Source organism: Flagellimonas sp. HMM57, from assembly GCF_021390175.1.
Classification (GTDB): Bacteria; Bacteroidota; Bacteroidia; order Flavobacteriales; family Flavobacteriaceae; genus Flagellimonas.
This window is the reverse complement of the sequence record NZ_CP090004.1, coordinates 1,649,468-1,670,945: the sequence shown is the minus strand read 5'-3', so window position 1 is coordinate 1,670,945 and position 21,478 is coordinate 1,649,468. Positions and strand designations below refer to the sequence as shown.

Here is a 21,478-nt window from a genome sequence, read left to right as displayed (position 1 = left end):
AAATGCGAATTGATAAAAATTTATTAATCAGTGGAGTAGGGCTTTTATTAAGCCCCTTTTTGGCTTTGCCTGGAGTTATTTTAGGAATACTCAAGAAGCAAAGCTCGGCCCTTTTTCTTCTAGCTGTTCTCTTTGGTCTAGTAGAATATCAAATCATCCCCAAAATAATAGATGACCTTGCCAGACATTATGACTTATTTGAAGATATGTCATCTATGTCTATCAGTAGATTCTTCAAGTATTTAAGCACAAGACCCGATTTCCTTTTTTATTGGATAATGTATATATTCTCTAAGTTGGGATTTTCGGCTCGTTTCTTCGCCAGTACTGTTGTCTTTTTTATATTAAGTAATTTTTTTCTGGTCTTTCATAGACTTTTTAACAAGTATTCTTCTAGGCTCTTTACTGCTGGATTACTTATGCTCTTGCTTTCTTTTCAATGGAAACTTCTTCTTATGGGCCTTAGAAATTATTGGGGCTTTTCTTTTGTTTTATTGGCCTTCTATTTTTATTTCTTTGAAAAATCGAAAAAAGGGCATATCTATCTTATCTTGGCTTGTTTCATACACTTCTCTTCCATTTTATTCGTCCCAGTATATATTTTTTTCGGAAGGGTAAAAAATGAAGATTTGCTATGTCGCGTTTTGTTCATATGCTCACTTGGTTTTGTTTTCATTCCAAAGGAAGCACTTTTGGTTATGGTGACTCTACTGCCCTTAAAAGGGAATTTGCAGCAAAAGGCTCTGGGATATTTAACGGGCCTTGATGTTATCGAAGAAGCTATGCAAGAATCGTTTGGAGCCGTAATTCTTTATTACATTAAAATTTTATGGACCTATTTTGCGTATTTATATTTGCTTTTTACGTACAAAAGAAAATCCTTGTTAAGGAATATGGTCTATATACTGGTTTTTACAATGAACATCTTTTCCGCAGCTCCGGACATTTTCACCAGAATTGGTTATGTCGTTAGGCCTATGATGGTTTTTCTCATACTTTTTGAACTTGCTAAGGGCTATAAGAATAAGTTTTACCTTCAACTATTTTTTCTAATTCTACTACTATATACATCAACACTGGTATTTATTCTCAAGGATGTCCTTTTTAATAGTCTTTTTGATATAAACTCCTTGATTACCTTAATGCTACTAGTTGAAGATGCTCCCTTAAGTGAAATCTATTAAGCCTATGAACAAACGAAGTATAATGTTGGTGATTCCCACGTATAAAAGTGGTGGTATGGAAAGAATTATGAATGAGTTGGGTAATTTATGGAGCGATCAAGGGCATCATATTGAAATACTCTTTCTAGTGAGCCATAAACCATTTTATCCCATTCACCCAAAAATCACCCAAATTATTAAGCCAGATTTCAGGTATAAAAAAACTGTACTTTCCAAAATATGGTATTCTATAAGGCTCTTATTCTTTGTAAGGCGTAAAATGTCCAAAAGTAAGGCCAAAGCAGTTCTGAGCTTTGGAGAAGTATACAATTCCTTTGTTTTGTTGGCTGGGCTTTTTTTAGGAAAAAAAATATTTGTGTCCGATAGAAATAGCCCTTTCATAAAAAGAAAAAGACATTTTGAATGGCTCAGAAACGTGCTATACCCAAAAGCTGCAGGAATAATAGCGCAAACAGAGGCCTCAAAGGATTTTCTTCTCAAGAAAACAGGGAATCCTAATATAAAGGTCATACCGAACCCTGTACGTACATTCAAGGAGTCTAAAGAAGAAAGGCGTAGAGAGAGAAATATAATTCTGAATATAGGAAGATTAGAAAAACAGAAAAATCAAATCGCCTTGATACGGATATTCAAAAAAATTGGAATGTTAGACTGGGAACTACATATTTTGGGAGGAGGATCTTTGAAAAAAGTTTTGGAAAATGAAATTGAACGTCTCGATTTGACACCCTATGTCAAGTTGCACGGTATCCAGAAAAATGTGGGCGAATTCATGTCAAGGAGTAGTATTTTTGCAATGACATCCATTTTTGAAGGATACCCGAACGCCCTAATAGAAGCGATGGCATTTCCTTTAGCATCTATAAGTTATGATTGCGATACGGGGCCACGAGAGATTATCAAAAACGATGAGAATGGTTTTTTGGTCGAATTAAATAATGAAGAACAGTTTGCCGAAAAATTGGAAGGACTTATGAGATTGCCCCAAAAAAGATTAATGTTTGAGAATGAGTCTTCCAAATTAGGATTTAAGCAATCACTTAATATCATTGCCGAAAAATATTTGAATTTTCTCTTTTATGAAGATACTAATTAATATTTCCAACCTGGTAAAGGGTGGTGCAATTCAAGTTGCTAAATCTTTTATTGAAGAGTTGGATAGTGATTCAAGAGGATATGAATATTTGGTTTTATGCTCTAAAGTGCTCTATAGCGAAATGGCTCAAAGGCTACAAAAAGAGGATATTGTACTATATCGTATAAAAAATAAAGTTTCTTTATTTGGATTTTCGGCAAGGAAAGAGTTATCGCAAATAGAGCGAAAATTTAACCCAGATGTAGTTTTCAGTGTGTTTGGCCCTACATATTGGAAACCAAAAACAAGGCATTTGGTTGGTTATGCCATTCCTCATTACATTTATGCAGATGTATCTCCTTTTTTCGAAAAGCTTGATTTATTTGAAAAAATAAAACTAAAGCTTAGAAAAGAGATTAAAAAAATTCTATTAAAAAATTCGGCTGATTTTTATGTCACAGAGACAGAAGATGCTTCTAATCGTTTAGCGGCTTACCTTAAAATTAATAGATTAAAAATATATACAGTATCAAATACATACCATCAAGTTTTTTTAAATTCAAAAATAAATTGTGAAAAGTTTGATTTTTTAGATAACGACAAACGCACTAAACTATTAACAGTTAGTGCATATTATCCACATAAGAACTTAGGGATTATTAAATCGGTATTGGATTTAATGGGAAAAGATTCAGAAGTTATTTTTGTCACTACTCTTCCCAAAAAAGATTTTGAGCATTTTAAAGGATATGAAGATAGGATTCTCAATGTTGGTCCCACTGATATTAATTACGTCCCCTGTTTGTACCAAAAATGCGATTTTATGTTTTTACCAACACTTTTGGAATGCTTTTCAGCATCATATACTGAAGCCATGATTACAGGAAAACCGATACTTACATCTAATTTGCCCTTTGCAACTGAAATATGTCAAGAAGCTGCTTTGTATTTTGACCCTCTCGATGCCGCGGATATAAAAAATACAATTAGCAAAGCGCTTGATAATGAAATTTATAGAAGTCTACAATTAAACGGTAAGAAAAGGTTGGGTTTTTTTGAAACTTCCGCTTCTAGGGCCAGAAAATATATAAGTATCTTGGAACAGATAAGAACAATTAGTTGATGGTTTTTGAATTGGTCTATTTAGTAGTTATTTAATAATGGGAATAACACTTTGTCCTAAACATATTGCCAATTCTCTCGATTACGTGTCAAGAGCAGTTTTATTGTTATTTGTTAGGAATGTAAAAGAAATAGTGTATCTATATGGATTTTGAAAAAATATATTTAAAAAGCCCGTATTGGATTCAGTCTGTTTTATTGAACATTAAGGGTTATTTTATCAGGAGGTCTAGGTATAATGCCAATTTTTCAAGGTTATTGGCAAAATATCAAATGCAAGATAGGCGAGAGGTAAACCTTATAGAGCTTAGGTTGTTTATGAAAAGCGCAGCGACAACTCCTTTTTGGAATAATAAGTTCAAGACCTATAAAGTTGATTTTAATGCCACGGATTTACTTAGTGAAATTCACAAGCTACCCATATTGACCAAAAAAGAAGTTAAGGCAAACATAAAAACCATTTGCAACTATAACGCTCCAGGAAAGATAAGTATGCTAAAAACAAGCGGCACAACGGGTTCAGGGATGATATTCCCTCAAACGCAATCAATGGAAAACCATCAATGGGCTGTATGGTGGCGCTACAGAACTGAAAATGGAATTAATTTGAACACCCGATGTGCATGGTTTGGTGGAAGAAGTATTTTATCACCTAAGAAAAACACCCCCCCCTATTGGCATCATAGTACATTTTTAAAACAAGTTATGTTTAGTGCGCACCATCTAAACAGTGAAACAGTATCAGATTATTATGATTGTCTAAAAAAGAAAAACCTTGAATGGTTGCACGGCTATCCTTCCCAAATTGCATTATTGGCAAATCTTATTGAAAAAAAAGGACTAGAACCATTAGTGAAGGTAAGGATTATCTCGTTCGGGTCAGAAAACCTTATGGAGAATCAGATAATTCAGATTAGAAGAACGTTTAAAAAAGCGAGATTGATTCAACATTATGGATTGGCTGAGGGAGTAGCTAATATTAGTCAAACGAATAAGGACAAACTTGTGCCTGATCAAGATTTTGCATATACTGAATTTATCAAAGATCAAGATTCCGGACCTTACATGGTTTTAGGTACTAACTATCATAATTTGGCATTTCCATTAATAAGATATAACACAGGTGATAATATAAGTATGGAAAAACAACCTTTCAATGAAACTCAATGTATATTGGAGGTTAATGGTCGTAATGAAGATTATCTTATTTTGCCAAATGGAACAAAGCTAGGCCGCTTAGACCATATTTTTAAAAGTTTTACCAATATAGATGAAGCTCAAATTCATCAAGTTTCTAAAGAAGAAATTATAGTCAAAATAGTTAAGGGATCTGGCTTCTCACTTAAGGAAGAAAAAAGATTGATAAATGAATTTAGAAAACGTGTTGGAGATGAAATATTCTTAAAGTTTGAATATTTAGAAGCTATTCCCAGAACTGCATCAGGAAAACTGAAATTCGTTGTTACTGATGTTTAAACCTCCAACAAAAGTAATAAATAAGGAATACAATATTCCTTTTATTGCCCTTTCCGTGATTTTCTTTATGCTTCCTGTAGGTGGTAAAGCATTGCCTATTGCCATTTTCCTTTTTGTTCTGATGAGTTTGATGTTTGGCGATTGGAGTTCTTGGAAAACCAATTTTAGTAAAGTAAGTAAAATTTATGTGCCTCTTTTATTGTTTTACAGTCTTTATATTATAGGGTTTTTTATTTCGGATGAAACGGATAGTGCCTTAAAACAGCTGGAACATAAAGTTTCCTTTTTTCTTTTTCCTTTTTTGATGCCCCTGGTCAAGGTGTCTGATAAACAGAGAGATACACTTTTCAAGCTATTTATCTTGGGCTGCACTATGATTTGTGTTGTTTCATTTCTGCATTTCTTCTATGTATCTATTTTTTTAGATGAGTACTGTATTCTGGGTGAAAAACCTGAGGGAAATCGTATCGGAACAGCTATAGAGTACTTAAGCAACCACTTCATAGTTGTGAATGTCCATAGAACTTATTTTTCTATGTATTTACTTTTAGCTGTCTATTATATAGTTTTTGATTTGCTGGGTCAGCCAAGGCCAAGAGGGAACAAAAACATGAAAAAGCTTATTATGGAGCTATTGGCATTGTTGATGTTGGCAAGTGTAATTTTTTGTGTTCAATCTAAGATTATAGTTGGCCTGTTGGTTGTGTCAGGGATAGTGTTGCCTATATTCAGCCCAATAAGCATTCGAAAGAAAATTATTTTCATTCTGAGTTTCTTAGTTTTAACCTTTGCTTTTAAAGAGACGCTCTACAGCCGATTTAACAATTCTATACAACAAATTAAATACATTTTATCTCCAGGAAAAGACCAGAATAAAAGCTTTACGAACCAACTTAGGCCCGGGAGCACAGAAATTAGGTATATACTGTACAAATCTGCAATCCAGTTAATAGAAGAAAAACCAATATTTGGATATGGAACGGGTGATGTGAAAAAAGTATTGAGGGTACAAAATGAAAAAAACAAATTTACAAGTATAGCCCATTTGAATTATGGTCCGCATAGCCAAGTTTTGGAGGTTTTGATTGGGAGCGGAATTATTGGATTTTTAGTACTATTGTCAGTTTTCTTTTGTCCCATTATTGAAGGCATAAGATTCAAAAACTATTTTATGGTAGCTTTTGCATTGGCTATATTTTTCTGTTGCTTGATTGAATCCTTTTTAACAAGGCAAGATGGTATTATACTTACATCGTTATTTATTAGCGTTTTCGCCTCGATTTCAAAAAAAGAACATATTTAAAAACACTACAAAAGAATTTGTATATAGTTTACACCTTCTAGGGATTTTAGGTTGGATATTCAGGGATTAAGAGCAATTGTCACAATAGTTGTCATCATTTTTCATTTAGGTTTTTACAAAATGTATACTTGGGAGTCGATCTTTCATTGTTTATTGAGACAATGGTAATTCTTCTGGATAATCTTGGAAATTTAGCGCAAAGTATTGTTGCCACAAATATTTTTAGCAATAATACTCTTCAGGCCATCACAGCTAAGAAAATCAAAGTTGTCATTTAACCAAAGAAGGAGCTAAGTTTTTTTCACGATTATTTGAGGGTGATATGAATCTTATTTTAAATGAGAGTAATTGAATATCAATTGTTTTTCCATAAGTTAAAAATAAAACTTGATGATAGCTAAAAACAAAGTAGTTTTATAATCAGGAAAAGTTTTTTTCGAGCTAAAACAATAATATTCATTTCACAGTGACGGTTAATTACTATTTTGCATTTTTAATATTCTGATTAATAATAATGAAACAAATCATCCAAGACCTTAAAAACGGAGAAACCATCTTAGAAGAAGTACCAGTACCCATGACCAAATCGGGCTGTGTATTGATTAAAACTTCGCGTACCTTGGTTTCATTAGGTACAGAACGTATGTTGGTGGAGTTCGGTAAAGCCAATTTCATTCAAAAGGCCAAACAACAACCTGATAAGGTAAAAATGGTTTTGAACAAGGTCAAGACCGATGGACTGAAACCTACTATGGACGCTGTTCTCAATAAATTAAACCAACCTTTGCCACTAGGATATTGTAATGTAGGAGAGGTTGTGGGTGTAGGTCGAGGTGTTACCGAGTTTCAAGTAGGTGACCGCGTAGCCTCAAACGGCAATCATGCGGAATATGTGAATATTCCAAAAAATTTAGTGGCCAAGATTCCTGATAATGTAAGTGATGAAGAAGCTGCGTTTACCGTAATAGGCGCTATTGGATTACAGGGAATCCGTCTATTGGACCCAACGTTTGGGGAAACGGTTGTGGTAGTGGGGCTCGGGCTTATTGGTTTGGTAACCGCTGAGTTGCTCTTGGGCAATGGTTGCAATGTCATAGGATTTGATTATGACCCGGAAAAAGTTCGTATAGCCGAGGAAAAAGGTATTGTGGCTATTAACCCTGCGGAGGGCAGCGATCAGGTAAAATTTGTGGAATCCTATACCAACGGAATCGGTGCAGACGGTGTAATTATTACGGCTTCCAATAAAAGTAACGAGATTATAGCACAGTCAGCTCAAATGTGCAGAAAGCGGGGACGTGTTATCTTGGTCGGCGTAATCGGTCTGGATATAAGTCGAGCGGATTTTTATGAAAAAGAGATTTCATTTCAAGTTTCATGTTCCTATGGACCGGGTCGATATGACGAAGAATACGAACAAAAAGGAAATGATTACCCTATTGGCTATGTACGGTGGACGGAAAAACGAAACTTTGAAGCGATTCTCAATGCGATTTCCAAAGGTACTTTAGATGTCAAACCTTTAATTACCGAGCGTATACCCCTAAAGAATTTCAATAAAATCTATGGGGATATGGGCAATTCAAAGTCCATCGCATCAATTTTGGAATATGACGAAACGGAAGCTCCGGTCAATACGGTAACCATTGACACTAAGTCTTTTGAGGGAAAGAAAGGAGTTATCGGTATAGTAGGTGCAGGAAATTTTACCAGCTCCACCATACTTCCCAGTCTTAAGAAGTTGAGTGCAGAAATCAAATACATTGCAAGTTCTGGAGGATTGTCGTCAACAATCATGGCGAAGCGCCATGCCATTGCTAATTCCACATCCAATTATAAGGAAATATTGAACGATGCGGATGTGGATTTAGTATTCATTACCACTCAGCATCATATGCATGCACCTATGGTCTTGGAAACCCTAAAGGCGGGGAAAAGCGTTTTTGTGGAAAAACCTCTGGCGCTTACAGAAAATGAATTAGAACTCATTATTGCAGAATACGATAGTCAAAATGTTGGGATAAGCGTTGGATTTAATAGGCGTTTCGCACCTTTGGCCAAGAACATGAAAAAACTTTTGGGAAATGATGATACCCCAATAAATATTGTGGCGACGATGAACGCTGGTTTTATTCCTGCAGATGTTTGGGTACATGATATGGAAATCGGTGGTGGTCGAATTATAGGAGAAGCCTGCCATTATATTGATTTATGTACCTATTTGGCGGGTAGCCGTGTAAAGGCGGTTTGCATGAATGCCATGGGCGTGAATCCCGAAGAGAACACTGATAATGCTAGTATCTTGTTACAATATGAGAATGGTTCTAATGCGGTTATCAACTACTTTGCGAATGGCAGTAAAGCCTATTCCAAAGAACGCGTTGAGATTTATTCCCAAGAACGAACGATGATTATGGACAATTGGCGAAAGCTGAAGACTTATGGATTCAAAGGAGGCAGAAATGCTTCATCAAAACAAGACAAAGGCCATTACAATCAATTTCAGACATTGCTACAACAACAGCAAAAAGGGGGAGACCCTATTATTCCTTTTAATGAAATTGTAAATACGACCAAAGCATCCTTCGCTGCCATTGAATCGTTGAAAAAGGGCAAATGGATATCCGTAGATTAGGATTACTTTTTCATACGGTAAAATATTTGCGATTCAGGCAAATCTATTATCGCGCCTATTACTTTCTGCGAACACGGTTCTTTAAAAAAGGCTACCAGCGACCGTTGACCGGGCAGGTTCAACCGCTCAGTTGGCAAGATCTTTTTGAATATACCGATAGTTATAAAAAAAACAAAGAGTTTGAATTCCTAAATCTAGGCCACGCTTTTAATTCAGGAATCGACTGGAATTACAACACTTATGGCAAGCTTTGGACCTATAACCTTAACTATTTCGACTTTCTCAACCAAGAGCTTATAACATTGGAAGAAGGGCTTCAGCTCATCAAGGATTATATCAATACCGATGAAGGATTAAGGGATGGTAAAGAGCCCTATCCGATTTCATTAAGAGGAATCAATTGGATAAAGTTTCTCTCTAAGCATTCGATTTCCGACATGGAAATCAATCAAACGCTTTACAGCCATTACCAAATCCTTCTTCATAATCTGGAATATCATCTTTTGGGAAACCATTTATTGGAAAATGGTTTTTCTCTGTTCTTTGGCGCATATTATTTTAGGGATGAGGTGTTATACAAAAAAGCAATTCAAATACTGATAAAGGAACTCGATGAACAGGTTTTGAGCGACGGCGCTCATTTTGAGCTTTCACCCATGTATCACCAAATACTTTTGCACCGATTGTTGGATTGTATCAGACTATCCCAACTGAATCCTTGGAAAGAGGATACTTCTTTCTTAAAAGAAAAGGCGGTTAAGATGCTCTCTTGGCTTGAAGCGGTAACATTCTCCAATGGAAATATCCCTATGGTCAACGATAGTGCATATGGAATCGCTCCAACATCAAAGCAGCTATTTAACTATGGGAAAGAACTGGGATTGGATTGGGCAAAAGGAAAACTTGGGGATTCAGGTTATCGGAAATTTAATCAGTCCAATTATGAGCTCTTTGTAGATGTGGGAAATATAGGACCTACTTACCAACCTGGCCATGCGCATTCAGACACCTTTAGTTTTGAACTATACGTGGACAAAAATCCAATCATTGTAGATACTGGAACATCTACCTATGAGAAGAATGCGTTACGTCAACAAGAACGAGAAACGGAATCGCATAATACGGTTAAAGTGGGAAATCAAGAACAAACCGAGGTTTGGGGGGGGTTTCGAGTAGCAAAAAGAGCTAAAATCGTCAAGCTGGAAGAGTCACCGAACCATGTTCAAGCATCCCATGATGGATATAGTAACTTAGGAATCGAACATACAAGAAAAGTTATTTCTGAACCTTCTCGAATTATCATTCAAGATTTCTTAAATAAAGAAGTTGAGGAGAATCAAACAGCATATTTTCATTTTCACCCGTCGGTAAAGCAAATAGAGATTTATGAGAATACGGTAAGGTTAACTAAAGAAGACATTCGTTTAACTTTTAAAAACTCTTTAGAATTAAAACAATTATCGTATCAATATGCGATAGGATTTAATAAAAGAGAGGAAGCCAAAAAAATTGCGGTATCTTTTCGTAAAACCCTAAATACCCAGATTGATTTATGAAGGTATTGTTTCTTACCGATAATTTCCCTCCCGAGTTCAATGCCCCTGCAACACGCACATACGAGCATTGTAAGGAATGGGTGAAACAAGGTGTTGAGGTTACTGTAGTGACGTGTGCGCCAAACTTCCCAGAAGGAAAGATTTTTGAAGGGTACAAAAACAAATGGTATCAGAAAGATGTCATAGATGGAATAAACGTGATTCGTGTTTGGACCTATATTGCAGCAAATAAAGGTTTTTTAAAACGAATCATTGATTTTTTAAGCTTTATGATAATGTCTTTCTGGGCGGGCCTTTTCATAAAAACCGATATAATCGTGGCGACTTCCCCTCAATTTTTTACTGCAGTATCTGGGCGGTGGCTCTCCTTCTGGAAACGAAAACCGTGGGTAATGGAAGTTCGTGATATTTGGCCAGAATCAATAAGGGCCGTAGGGGCTATGGATAGAAACCTTATTATCCGGTTTTTTGAATATCTAGAGCTGCATATGTACAAAAGCGCCTGGAGAATTATAGTGGTCACTGATTCGTTTAAAGAACAATTGATTAACGAAAGGGGCGTATCCGAAGAAAAAATCAAAGTGGTAAAAAACGGGATTAACACAACTATGTTTAAACCTATACCCAAGAATGAAAAGCTTCTTAAAGAATTGGGACTAACAAATAAATTTATTGTGGGCTATATTGGAACACATGGTATGGCCCATAAACTTGATTTCATTTTAGAGTGCGCTTCTAAAATAGAAAATGAAAAGTTTCATTTTCTATTTTTAGGAACAGGGGCAGAAAAAGACAACCTCATGCAAATGAAAGACAACCTTGGATTGAAAAATGTAACAATGCTTCCTCCAGTAGAAAAAAGAGAAGTGAAAAAATACATTTCTATATTGGATGTTGCGCTTGTTAATCTTAAAAAGTCAGATACGTTTAAATCTGTTCTCCCGTCTAAAATTTTTGAACTATCAGGAATGCATAAACCTATACTTCTTGGTGTCGAGGGAGAATCCAAAAAACTGATAGAAGATTACGGTATTGGCTGCTGTTTTGAACCTGAAAACATAGAGGATTTTTTAGAAAAACTTCATCTCATAGAAACAAATAAGATAAAATCTAATGCTTTTGAAAAAATAATACTGGACTTTGACAGGTCTAATCTTGCAAAGCAAATGCTTTTATTTTTAGGCAACTAAGTTTAGTTTTCTACCTTTGAAAAATGAATTTTTTAGAAACTGCCGTATCTATTTTTATAGGTTCTTTTCTGTTGGTCTATTTGACTATCCCTAAAATTATAGGTGTAGTTGAGTATAAAAGGCTTATGGACGATCCTAATAGTAGGAGTTCCCATAAAGATAGAACGCCAACATTGGGGGGAGTTGCCTTTTACTTTACCTTGATTTTCGCATTCTTCTTTATAAAGAATTGGCAGGTTTCTAATGAGGTTATTTATATCATACCAGGATTAACAATACTTTTTATTGTAGGTTTAAAAGATGATTTGGTTGTTCTTTCACCTGGATCAAAGCTGATTGCGCAAACCCTAGCCATAGCCTTTGTTCTAGCGAATAACAGTTTTGTAATAGAATCTCTTAATGGCTTTTTGAACATCTATGAAATCCCATACTTTCTGTATTTGGTCATTGCGGGCTTTTTGATGTTGACCATAATCAATTCGTACAACCTGATTGATGGTATCGACGGATTAGCATCTATTGTAGGGATTGTAATTATGGTCATTTATACAACTATCTTCTACTTATCGGAAGAATATTTCTTTGCACTGTTAAGTATAACCATGAATGCCTGTTTAATGGCCTTCTTTGGGTTTAACATTTCATCGGATAAAAAGATTTTTATGGGAGATACCGGCTCTCTGATAGTGGGCTTTATCATTAGTGTACTTACCTTAAAATTTTTGGCTCTAAAACCTGATTCTTATGAAGGTCTTCCCTTTTTGTTGGAAAATGCACCGCTTATTGCCATAAGTATTCTAATTGTTCCTTTGTTCGACACAGCTAGGGTATTTACAATTCGGATAGCTAACAAAAGGGGCCCGTTTTCTCCTGATAGAAACCACGTACATCATGTGCTCATAGACTTTTGGGGACTCTCTCATAAACAAGCTAGTTTCATTATTGGGTGTTTTAATATAATTTTCGTGGTCCTATTTATTATTTTGGGCAGTAAGGCTAAGAATCTGGGCATGGTTATTATGCTGGTCAGTGTTGTGATTCTGCTTGGTTATATCTTCTTTAAATACAACTACAACTTTACAACACTAAAACAAAAGATTTTATTAAGACGCAAAATCGATTCCCTCAAGAAAAAGACGGAACCATCCTCCAAACCGAAAAAAAAGAACGATTGAAAAAAACCCTAATAACAGGAGCTGCAGGTTTTCTCGGTTCACACCTTTGTGACAGGTTTATAGCAGAAGGGCATCATGTTATTGCCATGGACAATTTGATAACAGGAGACCTAAAGAACATTGAGCATCTGTTTCCTTTGGAACATTTTGAATTTCACCATCATGATGTTTCCACATTTGTGCATTTAGGAGGCAATCTGGATTACATTCTACATTTTGCTTCCCCAGCAAGTCCAATTGACTACTTGAAAATCCCTATAGAAACGCTAAAAGTTGGCTCTTTGGGCACACTCAACTTATTAGGTCTTGCAAAGGAAAAAAATGCTAGAATTTTGGTAGCATCAACTTCAGAAGTATATGGGGATCCGTTGGTACACCCCCAAAATGAGGAGTATTACGGCAACGTAAGCCCAATTGGCCCAAGGGGCGTGTATGATGAGGCCAAACGCTTTATGGAGTCAATTACCATGGCATACCATCGTCACCATGGACTGGATACGCGCATTGTTCGTATTTTCAACACATATGGTTCTAGAATGCGTTTGAATGACGGCCGTGTAGTACCAGCATTTATGGGTCAGGCATTACGAGGAGAAGATTTGACCGTTTTTGGGGACGGCTCGCAGACACGATCCTTTACTTATATAGATGACCAGGTCGAAGGAATCTATCGCTTGTTGATGAGCGATTACGTTGAGCCCATCAATATTGGAAACCCAGATGAAACAACTATTCTGGAATTTGCACAGGAAATTATCAAACTTACAGGGACTGACCAAAAAATAATATATAAACCATTGCCACAAGACGACCCTTTACAACGTCAACCAGATATCAGCCGGGCAAAAGAAGTTTTGGGATGGGAACCCCAAGTTCATCGCTCAGAAGGCTTAAAGAAAGTATTTGAATATTTTAAATCCCTGACCCCAGAAGAGCTGCACCGAAAAGAGCATAGGGATTTTTCACATTTGAACGGCAAATAAACAGGAATATCACTTATCGAATATTCGAATTGGGTTATTTTTGCCAAAATTTCCAATTGATGAACATTTTAATTCTTGGCTCTGGTGGTCGCGAACATGCTATCGCCCATAAAATCGCTGAAAGTCCTAAAACAAAACAATTTTTTGTAGCTCCAGGCAATGCGGGCACATCAGAAATTGCGACTAATATAGCTATTGGCGTAAATGATTTTGATGCCATTAAAGAGGTGGTTTTGGAGAAGCATATCGATTTAGTGGTAGTTGGTCCCGAAGATCCGCTCGTAAATGGAATTCACGATTTTTTCTTGCAAGACGCAGCATTAAAGGACGTCGCTGTGATTGGCCCGCAAAAAGCTGCAGCTGAGCTTGAAGGCAGTAAAGAATTTGCCAAAGAATTTATGATGCGCCACAAAATCCCTACAGCTGCGTATCAAAGTTTTACTTCAGACAATTTGAAAGAAGGATATGCTTTTTTAGAGACCTTAAACCCTCCTTATGTTCTTAAGGCAGATGGACTGGCAGCTGGGAAAGGAGTTTTGATTCTTCAAGATTTGGAGGAAGCCAAGGCAGAGCTCAAATCCATGCTGGTGGATTCAAAATTTGGTTCGGCGAGTGCTATCGTGGTTATCGAAGAGTTTTTGGACGGAATAGAATTAAGCTGTTTTGTGCTGACCGATGGAACCAATTATAAAATTCTGCCAACAGCAAAAGACTATAAACGCATAGGAGAGGGTGACACAGGTTTGAATACAGGTGGTATGGGCGCCATTTCGCCTGTTCCCTTCGCGGATAAGGCTTTTATAGGGATAATTGAGCAGCAAATCGTAAAGCCTACCGTAGAGGGTCTTAAAAAGGATAATCTGCCTTATGTGGGATTTATATTTATTGGATTGATAAAAGTTGGTGGTGCGCCCAAGGTCATCGAATACAATGTTCGCATGGGCGACCCGGAAACAGAGGTGGTGATGCCAAGAATAAAAACGGACGTTGTGGATATTCTTGTTGCTATGGCAAATGGAAAATTGAATGAAATTGATTTAGAAATAGATGAAAGAACAGCGACTACGGTCATGGCCGTATCTGGTGGTTACCCCGAAGCTTATGAAAAAGGAAAGGAAATCTCTGGAATCGAAAACATTAAGGACTCCATGGTTTTTCACGCTGGAACTAAATCGGACAATGAAAAAATAGTGACAAACGGCGGTCGCGTGATAGCAGTTACGTCTTTTGGAAAAGACTTTCAAGAAGCGTTACAAAAATCCTATCAAAACATAGAAAAACTACATTTCGATGGAATGTACTACAGAAAGGATTTAGGATTTGACCTATAAATAAGAATGTGAGCTTATGCTCTTATCCTCTTCATTATTGCTATTGAAAATCTTAAGTTGTCCCATCCAATAAATCATGGCAACAAAACCAATAACGAAGAAAATCCAGTTGATGGAGTTTGAAGCCCACCAGCTTTCTACAAATCGGAAAAAATCATATGGCGCAAAAAGAACATTCACAAATAAGTCTTCAATGCCGTAAAAAAACTTGCTCATCTTAGCTATATTTACGTTACAAAAGTAGTAAAACCAAACATGATTTCAAGCTTTTTCAGCAAAACAAAACCGATAAACTATATTGTACTATCGGTCTTTGTGTTTCTCTTTTACTGCTTCTTTGTTTTTTATGGCACGGGCTATCAAATAGATATAGATGCAATTCCCTTACAGATCTTAACAGTTGGCGTGCTTCTGTTTTCTGTCTATATGATCAATAAAATCGTAAGAATTGAAAAAGTAACGGATTTTAGCTCGTACACACCATTGTTTTTTGTGCTTTTGCTCGTTGGGTTCTCCGATGTTCTTCTTCACGAGCGCGCTATTTTTTGTAATTTTTTCCTGTTGTTGGCGGTATGGAGGCTATTGGGCGTCAAATCGATGAAGAATGTAAAGCACAAGATTTTTGATGCATCTTTTTTAATCTGTATAGCAAGCTTGTTCTATAATTGGGCATTGATTTTCTTGATACTCGTTTTTGCGGTAATCAACGTTTATGATAGAAAAATCGTCAAAAATTGGATGGTACCCGTTGTAGCAATTCTGACTGTTTTTTTGCTTTCATCTGCAGTTTTGGCTTTTGATGAAAACCTTTCTTTTTTTTGGGAACATTATAGTTTTTCAATCGATTTTTTAATGACAGGTTTCTTTGGAAAAGCTTCAACAATAAAGTTGTTGATTTACACTTTTTTAATAATGGTCGTAATCGTTTTGGTCTTTGTAAGGTTGCAGCAGAAAGGCGGCGGCAAACAATTGGTGTTACAGATTATCTCTTTGGTTTTTGTTTTGGCAATCGTTGTTAGCCTGTTCAAATCCAATAATGCTACTCCCGTTATATTTTCCTTTTTTCCGGCAGCTGTTTTTCTTACCAACTACATAGAGTCCATTAAGAAAATGCGTTTGCGCGAAGTCATCATCATCATCTGTATTGCTTTGCCCCTATTGCTTTTTCTATTGGAACTTAATAAGTAAGTCATAAAGCAATATCTTTGTCTAAAATCACGCTCCATGTTTAGTTCACTTGCCCTAACTATTTTTCAAGAAAGCATCGATACATATCACATAAAGGATGATGTGCATCAAGAATTCTCAAACCCATATGCCAAAGACAAAATAGAGCATTTGCTGTATCGAAAAAATTGGATAGATACGGTACAATGGCATTATGAAGACATTATTAGAGATCCGCAAATAAACCCCGATGATGCATTAGTTTTAAAGCGTAAAATCGATGCCAGCAACCAAGACCGTACAGATTTGGTTGAATATATCGACAGCCACTTCTTGAATAAATACCAATCGGTTCAAATAAAGGATGGGGCAAAAATAAACACTGAAAGTCCAGCCTGGGCGATTGACAGACTCTCCATTCTTGCACTAAAAATCTACCATATGCAAGAAGAGGCAGACCGAACGGATGCCTCCGAGGAACATATTAAGAAGTGTACCGATAAGTTGAATGTACTCTTAGAACAAAAGGAAGATTTATCCACTGCAATAGACCAACTACTTGAAGATATTGAAAAGGGTGACAAGTACATGAAAGTCTACAAACAGATGAAAATGTACAACGATGACGAATTAAACCCTGTTCTACGTGGACAAAAAGGGTAAACAAGCCCATATTTTGGTCATTCGGCTCTCTGCAATGGGAGATGTAGCAATGACAGTTCCGGTTTTGGGTGCATTGGTCGCAAAGTACCCCCACATTAAACTTTCCGTTCTTACTAAAAATCATTTTGCCCCTCTATTTTCAGGGTTAAACAATGTTGAGGTCTATAAAGCCGACATTAAAAACCGACATAAAGGATTAATTGGATTGTGGAGATTGTACCGGGAACTGAAAACGCTTCAAATAGATTATGTTGCAGATTTACACAACGTGCTACGAAGCCAAATACTTAAAAAGTATTTTACATTAGATCGAACGCCTTTTATTCAATTGAATAAAGGAAGGGCAGAAAAAAAGGCGCTCACCCGAGCTAAAAATAAGGTTTTTAAACAAGCAAAGGCAACACATCAACGCTATGCGGATGTCTTCAAGGAATTAGGGTTTCCCATCGATTTTTCCGAAATCAAACCGTTAAAGCGACAACCGCTTTCAGAAAAGGTTCTGGATATTGTGAAACAAGACACCAAAAAATGGATAGGCATTGCTCCATTTGCAGCGCATGAAGGCAAAATGTACCCACTTCATCTTATGATTGATGTCATTAGGATATTAAACAATACCGAAAAGTATAAAATCTTGTTGTTTGGCGGTGGGGCTGGTGAAGAGGAGAAGTTAAAAGCTGTTGAGAAAGAATTCAAAGAAGCGGTCAATATGGCCGGTAGACTTGATTTTTCTGAAGAATTAGCGCTCATTTCCAATTTGGACCTTATACTTTCCATGGATAGTGGCAATGCACATTTAGCTGCCAATTATGGTATTCCTGTCGTGACGCTTTGGGGGGTCACCCATCCATTTACGGGCTTTTATCCGTTTGGCCAACCTATGGAAAATGCACTTTTATCAGATAGGAAGCTATTCCCTTTGATACCGACTTCGGTTTATGGAAATAAGTTCCCCAAAGGATATGAAGCAGCAATGGAAACAATAGCACCTGAAGATGTAGTTAAGAAAATTTATCAAGTATTGGAGGCTTAAGCTACCACGTTTCGTTCCGTTATAGAACCAAAATAATGTTTTAACTGTTGCATATATTGATACTTCAATTGTCTATTGGTAGTATCGACCAACAAAGAACGCATTCCCAAATAAGAAGCGATAATGTATGTAGCGACGCCTTCACAGTCTACGTGTCGTGCAATATGGCCATCAACTTTTCCCCGTTTAAGTACTGAAATCAAATTGACTTCCCAAACTTTTAGAATGTCTTTCAGGTAAGTGCTTATTTCGGTATTGCGTTTATTGAATTCAGTCAAAAAATCGTTCAGCATAAAACCATAGGCCATCTTATTACCCTGACTTGGTTCCAAAGCATTTTCCAAACTTTCCAAAATCACGGGCAATGGGTTTTTTTGCGTATTTAGGGGTTCCACCAAAAGGGCATATACTTTTTGCACAATAAGGTTTTGCACAATATGGACAAAGAAATCTTCTTTGGATTTAAAATGATGATAAAATGCACCTTTGGATAGATTCAATTCTTTTAAAATATCATCCAAACTAGTATGGTAGTAGCCTTTCTCATGGAACACTTCCAAGCCTTTTGAGCATAAACGATGCATGGTCTCGCGTCTTTTCAGGGTCTTTTGCATAAGATTCGGTTTTTGGGGTTTAATAGACCGTTAAGTCTGTAACAAAGATTCTGCGGTTTTTGGCCAACCTAAAGAATTGAGGACGTAGCTAAGGGAAAAATCGGTGAAAAGTATAAAAAAGACCAAATTGTGGGTAATCTCAAAACACGTACCGACCCATGGGTCGGTTTAAGAGTGAGCTTTCTTGGTTAAAACACGCCTGATAGATTAAGAGTGTTAATGCTTAAGTTCTTTTAATACCGATGTAATGCACAATCAGTTAGTATCGCAATAAGACTATTTCAAGTAATCGCCCTTTTCAAACTATACAGAATATCTTACAAATCATACAGTTTTATCGCTAGCATTTTAATGAATGAAGTAAATTGCTGATAGTCAAGCTTCTCCCACCCATTTTTCAATTTTTTCACTAAAACCGATGCAATCATGAAACTCAAAAGATTCATCCTGCCATCATTTCTATTGTTATTTATTGCCATGCTTCTATTGCAATCCTGTTATTCCGTTCGGTTACGAAGCGTAGAAGGAGCATACAATCCTGCCGCACCTATTGTTCGAGATGATTATTATCGAGATATGGAGGTAATCGAGCTGGATACCACAATAACCATTGGGGCAACCACCAAGGACTTTACTTTATTGATAAAGAAAACCGATTTATGTCCTTCTGGGAAACTACATACCGTGGAATATAGAAATACACTGGGAGCAGTGCTTTTAAGTGCGGTCACTTTTGGAAGAAAGCGTAGAGTGAAGATCAAGTACGTATGCATGAAAAATTGAAAAGCCATGGCCAAGACAACAAAATTGACACTAAGTAAATGGGACACACTGCATAGCAATGGTCCTTTCCCCCTCAAGTTTTTATATAAGACCAAGTTGGAAGCGACCAATAGTATGCCGTCCAACATTGATAGGTATAATGATGCTGCACAAGAAATACAACGACTTATCACCGAGACCAAAAACCAGAACCAAGGTTTTAGGGCGTATGGTTCGGCTTGGTCCATGTCCAAAATAGCACATCAGAAGGACCGCATGCATTACAATGCCCATATGAACACCTATTTTTCGTTCATGGACCAGGACCTTCACGCTATGTCGAGCTATGATGCCTCTAACCTGTTCCTTTTTCAATGTGGAAACAACATCAAGGAAATCTCTGAAAAACTTGCCGGACATGGGAAGTCGTTAAAAGCATCTGGGGCCAGCAATGGACAGACGATTGCCGGCTGTATTTCTACAGGGGTACACGGATCTGCCATCAATGTAGGTTCCGTCCAGGATTATGTAGTGGGATTGAACTTGATCATTGGACCCAACCCTGGAGATATTGTGTATTTGGAGAGACATACGAAACCCGTACTTAACAATGTTTTTGTGCAGAAACTAAGATCGAGGGTAATTCGCAACGATGGACTTTTCAATGCCGCTTTGGTGGGGCTTGGCTCGTTTGGTTTTATCCATGGGGTGGTCATTGAGGCACAAAACCTGTTTTTGTTAAAACGCTATGTGCGCAAAATAGATAAGAACATAGCGTTACAGTTGGCAGAAACCCAAGACTTTAAAAATTCGAGCTTTAAGATTCAAGGAGAGACGGATTCCAATGGAAAGGGCAACATTCCGTACCATTATAAAATATTTATCAATCAATATAAGGATGATGGAAAATACGTTGTGGAATGCATGTACAAAAAACCATTCCGTCAAAGTTATCCCGATCCGTTCCCGGTGATTAAAACTTCGGTATATCGAGATCTCATAAATCTAGCTGTAAAAATTGGTTCTCATTTTCCAAATACGATTCCATTGTTTATTCAGGTTTTGGAAAATTCCATACTTCCAGATGTTAACGAAGAAGCGACAGGCACTTTGGCGGAGATTTTTTGGGATGCGCCTTATCAAGGCCCCGCCTTTGCCTGTTCTTTTGGAGTTGACCACAAAGACTCCCGTAAAGCAATGGAAGTACTCACAAAGCTTAGTGTTGATGAGGGTCCTGTTCCGGGAATCTTCGCTATGCGCTTTATCAAAAAGTCCAATGCAACGCTGTCCTTTGCCAGATTCCCAATTACTTGTATGATTGAAATTGATGGTGTACTGTGGAACGAGACGAACAATCTTATGAGCCTGAAGACCTTCTCCAAAAGAATGATCGAGGTTTTACAATCGAACAATATCCCTTTTACGATTCATTGGGGGAAAAATGCCGATTGGAAATTTCCGGGATTGACAGATCATATGTACGGAGCGGATGCCAAAACATGGAGAATGTACAGGTGCGCTTTGCTATCCGATGACATGCAGAAACTATTTGCAAATGAGTTTCTAAAGAATACCAAACTGGATAAGAAGGAGACCAACATCCCTTCTAATTTGATAGACTCCTTGCTATAACTAAAACCGAAAATAACATGATGGACCGTGGCAAAACCAATGTAGAACTGGAATATGAGTTGCGATTGACCAAGAAAATTCTGGAACGCATCATAGAATTGAACAAAGACATAGTGACTCCGGACGAAAAAGAACTGGACAAAATAGAGGAGACATTAAAACTCGAACTGGAAAAAGAATATCCCACCTATAAAATTCAAAAAAAGCGATAACTATGGAAGGGAACATTTTAACCGATTTAGGACAACGCATTCATAAGGTGGTAGTGAAAAAGTCCACTGTGGATGAAAAAAGGGAAAAGAACAGGGGAGCTTTGGCCTTTGTTTTTGTCATTCTGTTCTTTTGTGTCATCTTCGTCACCTTTGTGATAGGATACACTACGGAAGGGTTTGAAATTCAGGACTACAAAGATTTGCTAACGACGGTATCTTCAATTTTATCCGGGCCGCTTGGCTTTATCATCGGCTTTTATTTTAAGGAAAAATATGACGCCGGAAGCCTAAAAGAAGGGTCGCAGGAATAAAGGACAAAAAACCTTTTATGGAATAAAAAGTATTGATTTTTACCTAAAGATCCA

General features: G+C 36.9%; 20 protein-coding genes. 18 read left to right on the top strand and 2 right to left on the bottom strand.

The window, feature by feature from the left end; genetic code table 11:
• Positions 1 to 2 precede the first annotated feature (2 nt).
• The 11 genes from LV716_RS07485 to purD all read left to right on the top strand — a co-directional run bounded on the left by LV716_RS07485 (position 3) and on the right by purD (position 15,030).
• The gene (locus LV716_RS07485) at positions 3 to 1,184 is read left to right on the top strand and encodes an EpsG family protein (protein WP_163417123.1); all 1,182 of its coding nucleotides are present in this window, start codon (positions 3 to 5) and stop codon (positions 1,182 to 1,184) included.
• 4 nt (positions 1,185 to 1,188) lie between these two features.
• The gene (locus LV716_RS07480) at positions 1,189 to 2,280 is read left to right on the top strand and encodes a glycosyltransferase (protein ID WP_163417122.1); all 1,092 of its coding nucleotides are present in this window, start codon (positions 1,189 to 1,191) and stop codon (positions 2,278 to 2,280) included.
• Positions 2,264 to 3,382 carry a glycosyltransferase gene (locus LV716_RS07475; RefSeq protein WP_163417121.1) on the top strand — a complete coding sequence of 373 codons (1,119 nt, stop codon included), beginning with the start codon at positions 2,264 to 2,266 and terminating at the stop codon, positions 3,380 to 3,382. Before LV716_RS07480 ends, LV716_RS07475 begins: the two co-directional genes overlap by 17 nt.
• A 257-nt stretch (positions 3,383 to 3,639) precedes the next feature.
• A complete protein-coding gene (locus LV716_RS07470) occupies positions 3,640 to 4,857 on the top strand; it encodes a hypothetical protein (protein WP_163417120.1) in 1,218 nt (405 codons plus the stop codon).
• On the top strand, positions 4,850 to 6,160 hold the full coding sequence (locus tag LV716_RS07465) for an O-antigen ligase (protein WP_163417119.1): 1,311 nt from the start codon (positions 4,850 to 4,852) through the stop codon (positions 6,158 to 6,160). Before LV716_RS07470 ends, LV716_RS07465 begins: the two co-directional genes overlap by 8 nt.
• Before the next feature lie 514 nt (positions 6,161 to 6,674).
• Positions 6,675 to 8,795: a bi-domain-containing oxidoreductase gene (locus LV716_RS07460; RefSeq protein WP_163417118.1), complete on the top strand. Its 2,121-nt coding sequence runs from the start codon at positions 6,675 to 6,677 to the stop codon at positions 8,793 to 8,795.
• Positions 8,777 to 10,351, top strand: a complete 1,575-nt coding sequence (locus LV716_RS07455) for an alginate lyase family protein (RefSeq protein WP_163417117.1) — start codon at positions 8,777 to 8,779, stop codon at positions 10,349 to 10,351. The genes LV716_RS07460 and LV716_RS07455 overlap by 19 nt, the downstream gene beginning before the upstream one ends.
• On the top strand, positions 10,348 to 11,541 hold the full coding sequence (locus LV716_RS07450) for a glycosyltransferase family 4 protein (RefSeq protein WP_163417116.1): 1,194 nt from the start codon (positions 10,348 to 10,350) through the stop codon (positions 11,539 to 11,541). The genes LV716_RS07455 and LV716_RS07450 overlap by 4 nt, the downstream gene beginning before the upstream one ends.
• 23 nt (positions 11,542 to 11,564) lie before the next feature.
• Complete coding sequence (locus LV716_RS07445) at positions 11,565 to 12,716, top strand: glycosyltransferase family 4 protein (protein WP_163417115.1); 1,152 nt, start codon at positions 11,565 to 11,567, stop codon at positions 12,714 to 12,716.
• Positions 12,713 to 13,699 (top strand): UDP-glucuronic acid decarboxylase family protein, encoded by a 987-nt coding sequence (locus LV716_RS07440; RefSeq protein WP_163417114.1) that lies wholly within the window; start codon positions 12,713 to 12,715, stop codon positions 13,697 to 13,699. The genes LV716_RS07445 and LV716_RS07440 overlap by 4 nt, the downstream gene beginning before the upstream one ends.
• 59 nt (positions 13,700 to 13,758) lie before the next feature.
• The gene (gene purD / locus LV716_RS07435) at positions 13,759 to 15,030 is read left to right on the top strand and encodes a phosphoribosylamine--glycine ligase (RefSeq protein WP_163417113.1); all 1,272 of its coding nucleotides are present in this window, start codon (positions 13,759 to 13,761) and stop codon (positions 15,028 to 15,030) included.
• Here purD and LV716_RS07430 read toward each other — a convergent pair.
• On the bottom strand, positions 15,025 to 15,246 hold the full coding sequence (locus LV716_RS07430) for a uracil phosphoribosyltransferase (protein ID WP_163417112.1): 222 nt from the start codon (positions 15,244 to 15,246) through the stop codon (positions 15,025 to 15,027). The two genes, purD and LV716_RS07430, sit on opposite strands and share 6 nt — an antisense overlap.
• A 39-nt stretch (positions 15,247 to 15,285) precedes the next feature.
• On the opposite strand from LV716_RS07430, the gene LV716_RS07425 reads away from it, so the two are divergent.
• Genes LV716_RS07425 through LV716_RS07415 form a run of 3 tightly spaced genes read left to right on the top strand, consistent with a single transcriptional unit; the run spans position 15,286 to position 17,893 of the window.
• Complete coding sequence (locus LV716_RS07425; RefSeq protein WP_163417111.1) at positions 15,286 to 16,218, top strand: DUF6427 family protein; 933 nt, start codon at positions 15,286 to 15,288, stop codon at positions 16,216 to 16,218.
• Positions 16,219 to 16,254: 36 nt separating this feature from the next.
• Positions 16,255 to 16,860: a DUF4254 domain-containing protein gene (locus tag LV716_RS07420; RefSeq protein WP_163417110.1), complete on the top strand. Its 606-nt coding sequence runs from the start codon at positions 16,255 to 16,257 to the stop codon at positions 16,858 to 16,860.
• Entirely contained in the window at positions 16,844 to 17,893 is a 1,050-nt protein-coding gene (locus LV716_RS07415; protein ID WP_233759256.1) for a glycosyltransferase family 9 protein, read from the top strand. Before LV716_RS07420 ends, LV716_RS07415 begins: the two co-directional genes overlap by 17 nt.
• On the opposite strand, the gene LV716_RS07410 is transcribed toward LV716_RS07415, so the two are convergent.
• Positions 17,890 to 18,507, bottom strand: a complete 618-nt coding sequence (locus LV716_RS07410; RefSeq protein ID WP_163417109.1) for a TetR/AcrR family transcriptional regulator — start codon at positions 18,505 to 18,507, stop codon at positions 17,890 to 17,892. The genes LV716_RS07415 and LV716_RS07410 overlap by 4 nt on opposite strands.
• 426 nt (positions 18,508 to 18,933) lie before the next feature.
• Between LV716_RS07410 and LV716_RS07405 the strand changes: the two genes are divergently transcribed.
• From LV716_RS07405 to LV716_RS07390, 4 genes are read left to right on the top strand one after another with little or no spacing between them, the layout of a single operon-like run.
• Complete coding sequence (locus LV716_RS07405) at positions 18,934 to 19,290, top strand: hypothetical protein (RefSeq protein ID WP_163417108.1); 357 nt, start codon at positions 18,934 to 18,936, stop codon at positions 19,288 to 19,290.
• A gap of 6 nt (positions 19,291 to 19,296) precedes the next feature.
• Positions 19,297 to 20,901: an FAD-binding protein gene (locus LV716_RS07400; protein ID WP_163417107.1), complete on the top strand. Its 1,605-nt coding sequence runs from the start codon at positions 19,297 to 19,299 to the stop codon at positions 20,899 to 20,901.
• A 17-nt stretch (positions 20,902 to 20,918) separates the two neighbouring features.
• Positions 20,919 to 21,113, top strand: coding sequence for a hypothetical protein (locus LV716_RS07395; RefSeq protein ID WP_163417106.1), 195 nt, complete (start codon positions 20,919 to 20,921; stop codon positions 21,111 to 21,113).
• Between the two features lie 2 nt (positions 21,114 to 21,115).
• Complete coding sequence (locus tag LV716_RS07390) at positions 21,116 to 21,424, top strand: hypothetical protein (protein ID WP_163417105.1); 309 nt, start codon at positions 21,116 to 21,118, stop codon at positions 21,422 to 21,424.
• Positions 21,425 to 21,478 lie beyond the last annotated feature (54 nt).